The sequence below is a fragment of the Pseudomonas brassicacearum genome, assembly GCF_918698105.1.
Lineage (GTDB): Bacteria > Pseudomonadota > Gammaproteobacteria > Pseudomonadales > Pseudomonadaceae > Aquipseudomonas > Aquipseudomonas brassicacearum_F.
In genome coordinates, this window is the sequence record NZ_CAKKMI010000007.1 from 59,064 (window position 1) to 74,191 (window position 15,128).

At 60.9% G+C, this 15,128-nt stretch carries 12 protein-coding genes; 6 read left to right on the plus strand and 6 right to left on the minus strand.

The genetic code is table 11. The annotated features are described in order from the left end of the window. Window positions 1-202 precede the first annotated feature (202 nt). The 5 genes from LQ215_RS04805 (at window position 203) to LQ215_RS04825 (ending at window position 8,168) form a co-directional block, all read left to right on the plus strand. Window positions 203-1,630: a di-heme oxidoredictase family protein gene (locus tag LQ215_RS04805; RefSeq protein ID WP_230147596.1), complete on the plus strand. Its 1,428-nt coding sequence runs from the start codon at window positions 203-205 to the stop codon at window positions 1,628-1,630. Window positions 1,631-1,658: 28 nt separating this feature from the next. Next, window positions 1,659-2,723, plus strand: coding sequence for an imelysin family protein (locus LQ215_RS04810; RefSeq protein ID WP_230147597.1), 1,065 nt, complete (start codon window positions 1,659-1,661; stop codon window positions 2,721-2,723). A gap of 2 nt (window positions 2,724-2,725) precedes the next feature. After that, the gene (locus LQ215_RS04815) at window positions 2,726-3,823 is read left to right on the plus strand and encodes a DUF1513 domain-containing protein (RefSeq protein ID WP_230147598.1); all 1,098 of its coding nucleotides are present in this window, start codon (window positions 2,726-2,728) and stop codon (window positions 3,821-3,823) included. A gap of 156 nt (window positions 3,824-3,979) precedes the next feature. Further along, a complete protein-coding gene (locus LQ215_RS04820) occupies window positions 3,980-5,128 on the plus strand; it encodes an efflux RND transporter periplasmic adaptor subunit (RefSeq protein WP_230147599.1) in 1,149 nt (382 codons plus the stop codon). Between the two features lie 13 nt (window positions 5,129-5,141). Further along, a complete protein-coding gene (locus LQ215_RS04825) occupies window positions 5,142-8,168 on the plus strand; it encodes a multidrug efflux RND transporter permease subunit (protein WP_230147600.1) in 3,027 nt (1,008 codons plus the stop codon). Between the two features lie 333 nt (window positions 8,169-8,501). Here the strand turns inward: LQ215_RS04825 and LQ215_RS04830 are convergent, their stop codons facing one another. The 5 genes from LQ215_RS04830 to colR form a co-directional block, all read right to left on the minus strand. Then, entirely contained in the window at window positions 8,502-8,729 is a 228-nt protein-coding gene (locus LQ215_RS04830) for a hypothetical protein (protein WP_230147601.1), read from the minus strand. Between the two features lie 2 nt (window positions 8,730-8,731). Further along, window positions 8,732-9,442: a lipopolysaccharide kinase InaA family protein gene (locus LQ215_RS04835; protein WP_230147602.1), complete on the minus strand. Its 711-nt coding sequence runs from the start codon at window positions 9,440-9,442 to the stop codon at window positions 8,732-8,734. Window positions 9,443-9,446: 4 nt separating this feature from the next. Then, complete coding sequence (locus LQ215_RS04840; protein WP_057452491.1) at window positions 9,447-10,115, minus strand: class I SAM-dependent methyltransferase; 669 nt, start codon at window positions 10,113-10,115, stop codon at window positions 9,447-9,449. A 127-nt stretch (window positions 10,116-10,242) separates the two neighbouring features. Next, on the minus strand, window positions 10,243-11,520 hold the full coding sequence (locus LQ215_RS04845) for a sensor histidine kinase (RefSeq protein WP_230147603.1): 1,278 nt from the start codon (window positions 11,518-11,520) through the stop codon (window positions 10,243-10,245). Then, the gene (colR, locus tag LQ215_RS04850; protein WP_058544498.1) at window positions 11,510-12,193 is read right to left on the minus strand and encodes a two-component system response regulator ColR; all 684 of its coding nucleotides are present in this window, start codon (window positions 12,191-12,193) and stop codon (window positions 11,510-11,512) included. Before colR ends, LQ215_RS04845 begins: the two co-directional genes overlap by 11 nt. A gap of 309 nt (window positions 12,194-12,502) precedes the next feature. On the opposite strand from colR, the gene LQ215_RS04855 reads away from it, so the two are divergent. Further along, entirely contained in the window at window positions 12,503-13,246 is a 744-nt protein-coding gene (locus LQ215_RS04855; RefSeq protein ID WP_230147604.1) for a phosphatase PAP2 family protein, read from the plus strand. 212 nt (window positions 13,247-13,458) lie between these two features. Here LQ215_RS04855 and groL read toward each other — a convergent pair whose 3' ends face one another. Further along, on the minus strand, window positions 13,459-15,102 hold the full coding sequence (groL, locus tag LQ215_RS04860) for a chaperonin GroEL (protein ID WP_025215160.1): 1,644 nt from the start codon (window positions 15,100-15,102) through the stop codon (window positions 13,459-13,461). Between the last annotated feature and the right edge of the window lie 26 nt (window positions 15,103-15,128).

Here is a 15,128-nt window from a genome sequence, read left to right on the forward strand (position 1 = left end):
CCGCAAAATCTTGGGGCTACTTCGTAGCCCAGCGGGAGCAAGCTCCCTCGCCACAGGAAATCAAACAACGCAAGGTGAGCGGCGTGGCCAAACCCAATGGCAAGCGCGATCCCCTCAAACCAAACGATAATTCCTCTTATTCAAACTGCCCCGCCCTGTTAGACTTTGCGCCCTCGTTTTCACTCATCTCCCAGGACGTCCGATGCCGTCGTTGCCTCTTCGTTTATGTGCGCTGTTCATGGCCCTGGGCCTGAGCGCCTGCGATGATGCCCCGCGTTTTACCCAGGCCGAACCGGGTGAAGCCCGTTCCGGTGGCGCCGCGACGGTACGCAAGACGGACCAGAACGCCTTTTCCCTGCCCTCGGCCAACCTGCCGCCCTCGCGGCGTGTGGATTTCAGCGTCGGCAACAGTTTCTTCCGCAGCCCCTGGGTGATCGCGCCCTCGACCACCACCGCCCGCGACGGCCTCGGGCCCTTGTTCAACACCAACGCCTGCCAGAACTGCCACGTCAAGGACGGTCGCGGCCACCCGCCAGCGCCAGACGCGAGCAGCGCAGTATCGATGCTGGTGCGCCTGTCGATCCCCGACGCGCCGCCTTACGCCAAGGTCATCGAACAACTAGGGGTGGTGCCGGAACCGGTTTACGGCGGGCAATTGCAGGACATGTCCGTGCCCGGCGTCGCCCCCGAAGGCAAGGTGCGGGTCGATTACACGCCGGTCCCGATGCGTTTCAAGGACGGCACCGTCGTGGAATTGCGCAAGCCGGAACTGCAGATCACCCAACTGGCCTATGGGCCGATGCACCCGGACACGCGTTTTTCCGCCCGCGTCGCCCCGCCGATGATCGGCCTGGGGCTGCTCGAGGCCATCCCCGACGAGGCCATCCTGGCGAACGCCGAAGCCCAGGCCCGGGAGAACAACGGCATCGCCGGGCGTCCCAACCAGGTCTGGGACGATGTCCAGCAAAAAACCGTCCTGGGACGGTTCGGCTGGAAGGCCGGACAGCCCAACCTCAACCAGCAGAACGTCCACGCGTTCTCCGGCGACATGGGCCTGACAACAAGCCTGCGGCCCTTCGACGATTGCACCCAGACCCAGGTCGACTGCAAGAGCGCGCCCAGCGGCAATGGCCCGCACGGCGAACCGGAAGTCAGCGACAACATCCTGCGCCTGGTGCTGTTCTATAGTCGCAACCTCGCCGTACCGGCCCGACGCGAGGTGAGTTCACCCCAGGTGCTGGCGGGCAAGAATCTGTTCTTCCAGGCCGGTTGCCAGTCCTGCCACACACCGAGATACACCACCGCCGCCAATGCCGCCGAACCGGAATTGGCGAACCAGGTCATCCGTCCCTACACCGACCTGCTGTTGCACGACATGGGCGAAGGCCTGGCGGACAACCGCAGCGAATTCAAGGCCGGCGGCCGTGACTGGCGAACCCCGCCGCTGTGGGGCATCGGCCTGACCGAAACCGTCAACGGCCACACCCAGTTCCTGCATGACGGTCGGGCCCGCAATCTGCTCGAAGCCGTGCTGTGGCATGGCGGCGAAGCACAAGCGGCGCAACGCCAGGTTTTAGCGTTCAATGCCGAGCAGCGCGCTGCGTTGCTGGCCTTTCTGAATTCCCTTTAAACGCCTTTTCCAGAAGTGGGAGCACGACATGTTCCGTCCCAAGCTGCTATTGACCAGCCTCGCCGCCATCGCCCTCGGCGCCTGCTCGCCACAGGACCCGCAAGCGGTCACCTCGGCCGCCATCGCCAAGCAAGTGATCCTGCCGACCTACAGCCGCTGGGTCGATGCCGACCGGCAACTGGCGACCAGCGCCCTGGCCTTCTGCCAAGGCAAGGAAAACCTGGACACCGCCCGCGCCGATTTCCTCAAGGCGCAAAAAGCCTGGGCCGAGCTGCAACCGCTGCTGATCGGTCCGCTGGCCGAGGGCAACCGCGCCTGGCAGGTGCAGTTCTGGCCGGACAAGAAAAACCTGGTAGGCCGTCAGGTCGAGCAATTGGTCAACAGCCAGCCACAGATCGACGCTGCGGGCCTGGCCAAGTCCAGCGTCGTGGTCCAAGGCCTCTCGGCCTATGAATACCTGCTGTTCGACGCCAAGATCGACATGGCCGACAGTGCGCAAAAAGCCAAGTACTGCCCGTTGCTCACCGCCATCGGCGAACGCCAGAAACAACTGGCCGAAGAGATCCTGTCGGGCTGGAACACCAACGACGGCATGCTCGCCCAGATGAGCAAATTTCCCAACCAGCGCTACGCCGATTCCCACGAAGCCATCGCCGATCTGCTGCGGGTCCAGGTCACCGCCCTGGATACGCTGAAGAAAAAACTCGGCACGCCGATGGGCCGCCAGACCAAAGGCGTGCCACAGCCGTTCCAGGCCGATGCCTGGCGCAGCCAGTCGTCGTTGCAAGGCCTGGAGGCCAGCCTGAGCGCAGCCAGGACCGTCTGGGCAGGCGTGGACAACAAGGGCCTGCGTGGCCTGTTGCCAAGCGACCAGAAGCCACTGGCCGACAAGATCGATGCCGCCTACGATGCCTCCTTGAAGTTGTTCGCCAGCAGCCAGCGGTCGCTGACCGAAATGCTCAACGACGATGCCGGGCGCCAGCAACTCAACGATTTGTATGACAGCCTCAACGTCGTCCATCGCCTGCACGAAGGCGAACTGGCCAAGGCGCTGGGCATTCAACTGGGCTTCAATGCCAACGACGGTGACTGATCATGTTTCGACGTCAGGTCCTGGCACTGGGCAGCTCGCTGCTCGGCGCCGTCACCCTGGGCGGCTGGACGCTGTTCAAACAAAAGGACAAGCATCCGCTCCTGCTTTCGGCACGTGACGATACCGATGGCAAGCACTACGCCGTCGGCTATCGACTGGACGGCAGCCGGGTGTTCGCCACCCAGGTCGGCCAGCGTTGCCATGACATCATCAACCATCCGACGCAGCCGATTGCGCTGTTCGTTGCCCGCCGTCCAGGCACCGAAAGCTACCTGATCGACCTGCGCGACGGGACGCTGCTGCAAACCATCACCTCGTTGCCGAACCGGCATTTCTATGGCCACGCGGTGATCCACAAAAGCGGCGAATGGCTGTATGCCACCGAGAACGACACCACCGACCCGGGACGCGGCCTGTTGGGCGTGTACCGTTTCGAAGGCGAGCGACTGGTGCACAGCGGCGAGATGTCCACCCATGGCATCGGTCCGCACCAGGTCTCATGGATGCCCGATGGTGAAACACTGGTGGTGGCCAATGGCGGTATTCGCACCGAGGCCGAAAGCCGGGTCGACATGAACCTCGATGCCATGGAACCGAGCCTGGTGCTGATGCAACGCGATGGCGCCCTGCTGAGCAAGGAAACCCTGGCCCAGTCGATGAACAGCGTGCGCCACCTGGGCATTGCCAGCGACGGCACCATCGTCTCCGGCCAGCAGTTCATGGGCGCGGCCCACGAGTCGTCGCAACTGTTGGCGATCAAGCGGCCGGGCCAGCCGTTCCAGGCGTTCCCGGTGCCTGAAGAGCAATTGCAGGCCATGGGGCACTACACCGCCAGCGTCGCCGTGCATAGCGACTTGCGCCTGGTGGCGCTGACCGCCCCCCGAGGCAACCGTTTCTTCATCTGGGACCTGGACACTGGCGAAGTACGCCTGGATGCGCCGCTGCCGGACTGTGCCGGCGTGGGCGCGGTGGCCGACGGCTTTGTCGTGACGTCAGGCCAAGGGCGCTGCCGCTATTACGATTGCCGGCAGACACAACTGGTTGCAAAACCACTGGATCTGCCGGCAGGGCTCTGGGACAACCATTTGCATCTGGCCTGAAGCAGGGAGCAACGCATCCTCGGTGCCGAGCTCCCTGACTTTTCAGAAAAATCCCACGCATCACCCGCCCGCCAGCATCTGGAATAGCCCGCACACTCGGAGTAATGTGCCCGCCTGTCTGTATTTTCTCTCGGCTCTTTTCCAAGGAAGTGGAACATGCTGCGACGCCGCATGCTGATCATGTTGGGTGTTGTCCTGCTGGTGGTGCTGTTGCTCGCCGGCTACAAGGCCTTCTCCGTCTACCAGCAGATCCAGATGTTTTCTGCCCCCAAACCGCCGGTCAGCGTGGCCGTGGCCACGATCGCCCAGCGACCCTGGCAAGCTCGCCTACCCACCGTTGGCAGCCTCAAGGCGCTGCAAGGGGTGGACCTGAGCCTGGAAATCGCCGGGACCGTGCAGAAGGTGCAGTTCCAGTCCGGGCAGAAGGTCAAGGCCGGCCAGCCGCTCCTGCAACTGGACAGTGAAGTCGAAAGCGCCCTGTTGCAAACCGCCGAGGCCGACCTTGGCCTGGCGCAACTGGATTTCGGTCGCGGCCGACAACTGGTGGGCAGCCAGGCGATCTCCAAGGGCGAATTCGACCGGCTCTCGGCGCAACTGAAGAAGAACCAGGCCACGGTCAACCAGCTCAAGGCTTCGCTGGCCAAAAAACAGATTCTGGCGCCATTCAGCGGCACCGTCGGCATTCGCCAGGTGGACGTTGGCGACTACCTGGCCAGCGGCACGGTGATCGCCACCCTGCAGGACCTCAGCAGCCTCTACGTAGACTTCTACGTCCCTGAGCAAACCGTGCCCAGGCTCGCCGTTGCCCAATCGGTCAACGTCAGTGTCTCGGCCTATCCCGGGCAAAACTTCGTCGCCACCATCAGCGCGATCAACCCCAAGGTGGAGGACAGCACCCGCAACGTGCTGGTACGTGCCACCCTGGCCAACCCCGACGGCAAGCTGCTGCCCGGCATGTTCGCCAACCTGGAGGTGCTCCTGCCGGATGTGGCCGCCGGAATCGTCGCGCCGGAAAGCGCCGTAACCTACACCCTCTACGGCAACTCGATGTACGTGGTGAGCCAGAAGAAAACCGCCGACGGCAATGTCGAGAAAGACGACAAGGGCCAGCCGGTCCTGATCGCTGAACGGCGTTTCGTGGAAACCGGCGAGCGACGCGACGGGCTGGTGCTGGTGACCAAAGGCGTGCAGAGCGGCGAGCAAGTCGTGATCGCCGGCCAGCTCAAGCTCGATAACGGTACGCCGATCGCCATCAGCGACGACAAGACCCTGACCGAACAGAACAGCCCGCCGCGCGCGGACTGATCAAGGAACCCCCATGGCTTTTACCGATCCATTCATCCGCCGTCCGGTGCTCGCCACCGTGGTCAGCCTGTTGATCGTGCTGCTGGGCTTCCAGGCCTGGAGCAAGTTGCCCCTGCGCCAGTATCCGCAAATGGAGAACGCCCTGATCACGGTGACCACCGCCTACCCCGGGGCCAACGCCGAGACCATTCAGGGCTACATCACCCAGCCGATGCAGCAGAGCCTGGCCAGTGCCGAGGGCATCGACTACATGACCTCGGTCAGCCGCCAGAATTTCTCGGTGATTTCGGTCTATGCCCGCATCGGCTCCAACAGCGACCGACTCTTTACCGAACTGCTGGCCAAGGCCAACGAGGTCAAGAACCAACTGCCCCAGGACGCCGAAGACCCGGTCCTCAGCCGCGAAGCCGCCGATGCCTCGGCACTGATGTACATCAGCTTCTTCAGCAAGGAACTGAACAACCCGCAGATCACCGACTATCTGTCGCGGGTGATCCAGCCCAAACTGGCGACCCTGCCAGGCATGGCTGAGGCGGAGATCCTCGGCAACCAGGTCTTCGCCATGCGCCTGTGGCTGGACCCGGTCAAGCTCGCCGGCTTCGGCCTGACGGCGGCCGACGTGACCAATGCCGTGCGCCAGCAGAACTTCCTCTCCGCCGCCGGTGAAGTGAAAGGCGAGTATGTGGTCACCAGCATCAATGCCAATACCGAACTCAAGTCCGCCGAGGCCTTCGGCGCGATCCCGCTCAAGACCGATGGCGACAGCCGCGTGTTGCTGCGGGACGTGGCCCGCGTGGAGATGGGCGCAGAGAACTACGACACCATCAGCTCCTTTGGTGGCACGCCCTCGGTATACATCGGGATCAAGGCCACGCCCGGTGCGAACCCGCTGGATGTGATCAAGGAAGTGCGCAAGATCATGCCGGACATGGAGGCCCAGCTCCCGGCCAACCTCAAGGCCGAGATCGCCTACGACGCGACGCTGTTCATCCAGGCCTCCATCGACGAAGTGGTGAAAACCCTGTTCGAGGCGGTGCTGATCGTCATCGTCGTGGTGTTCCTGTTCCTCGGGGCGCTGCGTTCGGTGGTCATACCGGTGGTGACCATTCCGTTGTCGATGATCGGCGTGATGTTCTTCATGCAGTTGATGGGCTACTCGATCAACCTCCTGACCCTGCTGGCCATGGTGCTCGCCATCGGTCTGGTAGTGGACGACGCCATCGTGGTGGTGGAGAACATTCACCGGCACATCGAGGAAGGCAAGACCCCATTCGACGCCGCGATAGAAGGTGCCCGGGAAATCGCCATGCCAGTGGTCTCGATGACCATCACCCTGGCGGCGGTGTATGCACCAATCGGCCTGCTGCAGGGCCTGACCGGGGCCTTGTTCAAGGAATTCGCATTGACTTTGGCCGGGGCGGTGGTGATCTCCGGGATCGTCGCCCTGACCTTGTCACCGATGATGTGCGCCATGCTCCTGCGCCACGATGAGAACCCCTCGGGGCTGGCCCATCGGCTGGACATGGTTTTCGAGCGCTTGAAAAGCCGTTATCAACGCATGCTTCACGGCACGCTCAACACCCGGCCGGTGGTACTGGTGTTCGCCGTGATCGTCCTGCTGCTGATCCCGGTGCTGATCATGTTCACCAAGTCCGAACTGGCGCCCGACGAGGACCAGGGCATCATCTTCATGATGGCCACCGCCCCGCAACCCACCAACCTCGACTACCTGAACACGTACACCGATCACTTCATTACCATCTTCAAGGAGTTCCCCGAGTACTACTCCTCGTTCCAGATCAACGGCTACAACGGCGTACAGTCGGGTATCGGCGGCTTCCTGCTCAAGCCCTGGAACGAACGCAGCCGTACCCAGATGGAAATCCTGCCAGAGGTCCAGGCCAAGCTGGAAAGCGTGCCTGGCTTGCAGATCTTCGGTTTCAACCTGCCTTCGCTGCCGGGTACTGGCGAAGGCTTGCCTTTCGCGTTTGTCATCAACTCGCCGAAGGACTATGCGACGCTGCTGGAGATTGCCGACCGGGTCAAAAAGCGCGCATTGGAATCCGGCAAGTTCGCTTTCATGGACATCGACCTGGCGTTCGACAAGCCCGAAGTCGTGGTGGATATCGATCGCGCCAAGGCCGCCCAGATGGGCGTTTCGATGCAGGACCTGGGCGGTACCCTGGCGACACTGCTGGGTGAAGCCGAGATCAACCGCTTCACCCTTGAGGGACGCAGTTACAAGGTCATTGCCCAGGTCGAACGCCCCTTCCGGGACAATCCGGACTGGTTGAACAACTACTACGTGAAAAATGCCAAGGGTGAATCACTCCCGCTGTCGACCCTGATCAAGGTCAGCGACCGGGCGCGACCGCGACAACTGAACCAGTTCCAGCAGCTCAATGCGGTGACCATTTCGGGCTTTCCCATCGTGAGCATGGGCGAGGCGATCGAGACCGTCCGCCAGATCGCCCGGGAGGAAGCCCCGGTGGGGTTCGCCTTCGATTACGCCGGGGCTTCACGCCAATTCGTACAGGAAGGCAGCGCGTTGTGGGTGACCTTTGCCCTGGCCCTGGCGATCATCTTCCTGGTACTGGCCGCACAGTTCGAAAGCTTCCGGGACCCGCTGGTGATCCTGGTAACCGTGCCGCTGTCGATTTGCGGCGCCTTGATCCCGCTGTTCCTCGGCTGGTCGAGCATGAACATCTATACCCAGGTGGGCCTGGTGACGTTGATCGGCCTGATCAGCAAGCACGGCATCCTGATTGTCGAGTTCGCCAACCAGCTGCGCAGGGAACAGAACCTGACACCGCGCGAAGCCGTGGAACAGGCTGCGTCGATTCGTCTGCGGCCGGTACTGATGACTACCGCAGCCATGGTGTTCGGCATGGTGCCACTCATCTTCGCCACAGGCGCCGGAGCGGTGAGCCGCTTCGACATCGGCACGGTAATCGCCACCGGGATGTCGATTGGCACCTTGTTCACGTTGTTCGTATTGCCTTGCGTCTACACGCTGCTGGCCAAGCCGGACAAGGCCTGAGGAGTGTTCAAGCAAACTGCTGGTACGGGATGTTTTTGTGGCGAGGGAGCTTGCTCCCGCTCGGCTCTGTAGGAGCTGGCGAAGCCTGCGATCTTTTGATCTTGATCTTTCGCTCTTGACTCAATGAGCAATGAGAAGATCGCAGCCTCGTTGCACTCGACAGCTCCTACACAGCTCCTACACAGTTCCCACCCCGCCGATACAGCTCCAGCGAGAGCAAGCTCCCTCGCCACGGGTGGGGTGTTTGACTGGAGGTTTGTAGTGGCCTTCGAAAAACCAAAACAAAAATAAAGGCCTCGCACAAGCGAGGCCTTTATTTTGGCTTCATCTCTCTCAACTTTGCGGCCTCATCCCCTGGGACAGGCTGAACATGAACAGCAGCAGATCATCGTCCGGCTGGATCGCCTCACTGGCCTTTGCCACGCGTGGCAAAGGACAATGCGCACCCGCATTGGAAGCGCTGAGGATCTGCGCGCGTGGCTGTTCCCACACAGCCACCGCCATCGATGCAACTGCCAGGGCTCCGACTAAAAACAAACCTCTAGCAATTTCTAGTTTCATCGCTATAAACCTTTGATAGCGCTGCCAAACGCCGCCTCGTAAAAGTAGACGAGTTTTTTCCAGTCAGCGTCGCTAAACGACGAGTGGCGCCGCAACTGCTTCAGGTCATGGGATGCCGCACGGTGGGCGGTCAGACGCTGGCGACACTTCTCAAAATCGAGCAAAGCCACTTCAGCCTTGGCCGCCTCGCCCTCTCCGGTCACGCGCACAAAGACGTGCTTGATGTAGATACAGCCATGTTGCCAGCGCCCCATGTGCATGCGCGCCAGATTTTCAGCCAGTGCCAGGAGGATTTGATCGTGCACCGCTTCGCCATGGCGCTCGCGGCCACCTGCGGCATACCAGTGCTCGATCTCTTCAAAGCCTTCCAGCGCCTGGGTCACCAGCAGCGCACGCCACTTGTGAACCGGGTCCCGCTGGGCGCCACAGAAAATGAGCTGGGGGACGCGTACACCCAGTCGGGTCAACGCCAGGAGTGCGTCTTGCTCGCGCAGCACAGTCGGTCGACCGAACGGGTGCAACCAACTGCGATAAATATGTCCGGTCTGACGCTTGGCATAAAGCAGCGTGCCGTCCTGGCTCTTGATCCGTTGTACGCCGCTTTCACCGCCGCGACGCACATTGGGCTCTTCCACCCACTCACCCTGCTGACTCCAGAAATGTTCGAAGTCGTCGTGAAGAATCGTTGATGGTTCTGCTGCCTGTACACCCATGCCTTTACCTCTTGCGTAATACATAAACTCGCCACATGGCATAGAGCGGTAGAAAATCCAGTCGTTCCTGAATGCGAAACCCTGCCTGCCGAAACTCCTCCTCTACTGTAGCAACCGGTAACACAAATCGATTCTGGTAGTCTTTTTGCCCACGAGTGCGTTCCTGGCGTTTGCGTTTCCAGGCCTTGAAATTGCCATCAACCCATAACGAAACGATCACGCTGTCGCGGCTGACACGCTGGAATTCCCTAAGAATCGCCAGTCGATGCGCGGGTTCACCGATGTGGTGCAACAGGCGCATGCAAAAAATGCTATCGACGGCGTTATCAGGCAAGGCGATGTCGAACGCAGAAGTGTGCAAGGGTTGTACCCGTTTCACCACATCGGCCGGTTGAGCCTCCATTGCGGTCTTGAGCATGGCCTCGGAATTGTCCGCGCCGATGATGACCCGGTTCGGTTTTTCGGCCAACAAGGACCAGAATCGCCCGGCACCGCACGGCAAATCCAATACCAGGCCTGGATCACCCACGAGTGCCAATGCGCGTCGGGCCAGTTGCTGGTCTCGTAGGTTGGAAAGACGGCGACTCAAGCTGCCTCGATGCTTATGAAAATACTTCTTGGCGTGCTGCTCGTCGTATTTCTCGGAAAAATCGAGTTTGATAGGGTCGGGCATTGATGAGAGCCTCCATGACTGAATAGCTCCCACCTTATGAATCGACATGTCAGGGTCAGGTCATCACTTTGTGAAAAGTTTGTCATGTACATGACCGAATCTTTACAGGATCTTTCCAACCTGGCGATCATGTCTTCGGATTCAACTCCACCTCGAAATGGCAACCATTGGGTTCCATCGTACTGAGGCTCACCGTCCAGCCTTGGTTCTCGCAAATCCGTTGCACCAGTGACAGCCCCAACCCCAACCCCTCGCCGCGCTTTTCGTTGCCGCGCACGAATGGCTCGAACATCGCCTCGCGCTTCTCCTCCGGGATACCCACGCCGCTGTCCTCGACCACGAAGCCGGTCGCAGACAACGAGAGACGGATGAATCCCTGGTCGGTGTAGTGCAAGGCATTTCGCAGCAGGTTACCCATGACGGCGGTCAGGAACGTGGCGTTATAGAGGGTGTCGAGGGGTTGCCCCGATTCGAAGATCAGCGTCAAACCTTTGGATTCGATGGGGCCGCGCCATACTCCGAGGAGATTTTCGGCCACCTGTGCAAGGTTCAGCCGAGGCGACATGCCATTGTCTTCGCGCTGGGCCCTGGCGAGCATCAGGAAGGTCTGCACCAGTTCGCGCATCTCTTCACTGGCCCTGTTGATGCGCTCGACCTGGGTGCGACCACGCTGGTCCAGTGCCGGGTTTTCCAACAGCAGTTCACAGGAGGTCGCCAAGACCATCAACGGTGTGCGCAATTCGTGGCTCACGTCGCTGGTGAACAATCGTTCGCGGGTCAGGGCCTGGCGCAAGCGCCCCAGCGTTGCATCGAACGCCACGGCCAGTTCACCCACTTCATCGGCGGCGTAATCCGGAGCCAGCGGCGGCGCCAGCCCCAGGAGCTGGTCGCGATGGCGCACTTGCCGGGCCAGGCGAACCACCGGCGCCATCACTCGGCGTGCCAGGACCCAGCCCAAAAAGACCGCCAGCGCCAGGCTGAGCACAAAGCCCACCAGCACCACGGCGAACAGCACCCGCTCGCGCTCTTCGAAGTCGCTCTGGTCCTGCAGCAATACGTAATGCCGACCGTCAACAATCTCGACCATAGCGTGATACGACAACTGCTCGCGAAACACTTCGTGGAAACCACGCTCCAGATGGCGCAGGTCCTTGGGCAACTCGAAGTCACCTGGGCCCCCACTGAAATAAAACAACTGGTCGGGTTCCGGGCGATGGTGCCAGTCCGAGACACTGTCCATCAACAGCAAGCGCTGCAGATCGCCGCCAAGCCCGGCGGAGATCAATTTTTCTTCAACCAGGTGGACCGTCGCCACGATGCCCATGGCGAAAGCGCCGGCCACCAATGCACTCATCAGCGCAAAGGCGATGATGATCCGCTGGGCAAGGCTCTGCTTAAACTCCATCGCGGCCCTCGGCCAAGCGATAGCCGACGCCGTGTACGGTGTGCAACAACGGTTTGTCGAATGGCTTGTCGATCACCTGGCGCAGTTGATGGACATGGCTGCGCAGGCTGTCGCTGTCCGGGCAATCATCGCCCCACAACGCTTCTTCGAGGATTTCGCGGCGCAGCACGTGAGGACTTTTCTGCATCAATACCGCCAGCAGCTTGAGACCCACGGGGTTGAGCTTGAGCAACTTGCCTTCACGCGTCACTTCCAGGGTATCGAGATCGTAGCTCAGGTCGCCGACCTGCAAGGCACGGCGGCCACCACCCTGGGACCGACGCATGACGGCTTCGATCCGCGCCGCCAGTTCCGACAGGGCAAACGGTTTGATCAGGTAGTCATCGGCCCCGGACTTGAAGCCCTGCAGGCGATCGTCCAACTGATCCCGGGCGGTGAGCATGATCACCGGCGTATCGCGCCGGGCGTCTTCACGCAGGCGCTTGCACAAGGTGTAGCCGTCGATGCCCGGCAGCATGATGTCGAGCACGATCAGGTCGTAGTGTTCGGTCGCGGCCAGGTGCAACCCCGACAGACCGTCCTGGGCACAATCGACGGTGTAGCCCTTGAGCCCCAGGTAATCGGCCAGGTTGGCCAGGATGTCGCGGTTGTCTTCGACCAATAGAATTCGCATGGGCACCTCTGTGTACACAGTTAACGGCCATCTAGGCCCGCGCAGCTTACGGCCAAGTTTGGCTGACGGCTAGGATTGTATCGGCTGTGGGAGCGAGCTTGCTGGCGATAGCGGTGGATCAGCCCCATCAATGTTGGATGTTCCGACGCGATCGCGAGCAAGCTCGCTCCCACAAAGATCCGGTGAGCCCAGGAACAGGACTGTGTGGGCATTGACGAGTTTTTCACCCAACATTCACACCGTCCCGACGCAATGCAGACCAGACTGCGCGACGCGCTGCTTACGAAAACCTCCATCAAAGGTACTGCCATGGTTTCCACCGCCATCCGCTCCGCTTCCAGGCCCCTGAATTTCTGGATTGCTCTGGGCCTGCCTGCCCTTGTCGCAGCGACGCTGGTGTTGCTGGAATTGACCACCCTGGACATGGACATGGCCAAGTTGTTTTACGACCCGCTGGCGGGGGGATTTATCGGTCGGCACAGCTTTTTCCTGGAAGACATCCTGCACGATCGAGCCAAAGAGGCGGTCATCGTGTTTTCCGTGCTGGCGATCCTGGGATTCATCAGCTCGTTCTTCATCACCCGGCTCAAGCCGTTCAAGCGCGAGCTCGGTTGCCTGGTGCTGTCCCTGGCACTGGCGACGTCCTTCGTCACGCCGATGAAAGCGGTGACGGCAGTGCAATGTCCCTGGAGCCTGAAGGAATTTGGCGGCAAGGAAACCTACAGTGAGCTGCTAAGCCCGCGCCCGGCCACGGACAAACCCGGTCGATGCTGGCCCGGCGGTCATGCCGCCACCGGGTTCACCTTGTTTGCGCTGTTCTTCGTCCTGCGCGACCGCCGTCCACGCCTGGCTCGCCAGGCCCTGATATTCGCCTTCACGTTGGGAACGGTGTTCTCCCTGGGGCGGATGATGCAAGGGGCGCACTTCTTTTCCCACAACGTATGGACCGCGGTGTTCTGTTGGCTGATCAGCCTGGGGTGCTACTACTACATCCTGTACCGGCCGGCCGTCATGACTGATCGCGTAGCGTTGAGCCAGCCTTCCAACGCCTGAAAACGCCCCGGACAACCCCTGTGGGAGCAAAGCTTGCTCGCGATCGCAATGGCAGCCTTAGCATCCTGGCAAGCTGACCCATCGCAGTCGCGAGCAAGCTTTGCTCCCACAGTGTCAGCTGGGTCCAGATCAATGCGGGGATAAACCCAAGGCAATAAAAAACCCCGCTTGCTTTCGCAGGCGGGGTTTTTCGCTACAGGGGTAAGGCTGGCTTACATCATGCCGCCCATGCCACCCATGCCGCCCATGTCTGGCATACCGCCGCCAGCTGGAGCGTCTTCCTTGATTTCAGCGATCATCGCCTCGGTGGTGATCATCAGGCTGGCAATCGACGAAGCCGCTTGCAGAGCCGAACGAGTCACTTTGGCTGGGTCCAGGATACCCATTTCGATCATGTCGCCGTATTCGCCGGTAGCAGCGTTGTAACCGTAGTTACCCGAACCCTGCTTGACCTTGTCGACCACAACGCTTGGCTCGTCGCCGGAGTTGGCAACGATCTGGCGCAGCGGGGCTTCGACAGCGCGACGCAGCAACTGGATGCCCACGTTCTGGTCATCGTTGTCGCCTTTGAGTTCGCTGATGGCTTGCAGGGCACGAACCAGTGCCACGCCGCCGCCAGGTACCACGCCTTCTTCGACGGCTGCACGGGTGGCGTGCAGGGCGTCTTCAACGCGGGCTTTCTTCTCTTTCATTTCAACTTCGGAACCAGCGCCAACCTTGATCACTGCAACGCCGCCGGACAGCTTGGCCAGGCGCTCTTGCAGTTTTTCACGGTCGTAGTCGGACGAAGTCTCGGCCACTTGTGCGCGGATCTGAGTCACGCGAGCCTGGATGTCAGTCTCGACGCCGGCACCGTCGATCACGGTGGTGTTTTCCTTGGACAGGATCACGCGCTTGGCGTTACCCAGGTGCTCCAGGGTGGTGCTTTCCAGGCTCAGGCCGATCTCTTCGGAGATAACGGTACCGCCGGTCAGTACGGCGATGTCCTGCAGCATGGCCTTGCGACGATCGCCGAAGCCTGGTGCCTTGACGGCAGCGACCTTGACGATACCGCGCATGTTGTTCACGACCAGGGTCGCCAGGGCTTCGCCTTCAACGTCTTCAGCCACGATCAGCAGTGGGCGGCCGGCTTTGGCAACGGCTTCCAGCACTGGCAGCATTTCGCGGATGTTGGAGATCTTCTTGTCCACCAGCAGGATCAGCGGGCCGTCGAGCTCGGCGGTCATGGTGTCCGGCTTGTTGACGAAGTACGGGGACAAGTAGCCACGGTCGAACTGCATGCCTTCTACGACCGACAGTTCGTTTTCCAGGCCCGAGCCTTCTTCAACGGTGATCACGCCTTCTTTACCGACTTTTTCCATGGCTTCGGCAATGATGTCGCCGATGGAGTTGTCGGAGTTGGCGGAGATGGTGCCGACCTGAGCGATTGCCTTGGTGTCAGCGCATGGCTTGGACAGGGCTTTGAGCTCTTTGACAATGGCGATGGTCGCCTTGTCGATGCCGCGCTTGAGGTCCATCGGGTTCATGCCGGCAGCGACGGCTTTGAGGCCTTCGTTGACGATCGACTGAGCCAGTACGGTCGCGGTGGTGGTGCCGTCACCGGCGTCATCGTTGGCACGGGAGGCAACGTCTTTGACCAGTTGCGCGCCCATGTTTTCGAAGCGGTCTTTGAGCTCGATTTCTTTGGCTACGGAAACGCCGTCCTTGGTGATGGTCGGAGCGCCGAAGCTCTTCTCGATGATCACGTTACGGCCTTTCGGGCCCAGGGTCGCTTTTACTGCGTCAGCCAGGACGTTGACACCGGCGAGCATTTTCTTGCGGGCGGAATCGCCGAATTTAACTTCTTTAGCAGCCATGATCGATATTCCTTAAATACTTTGTA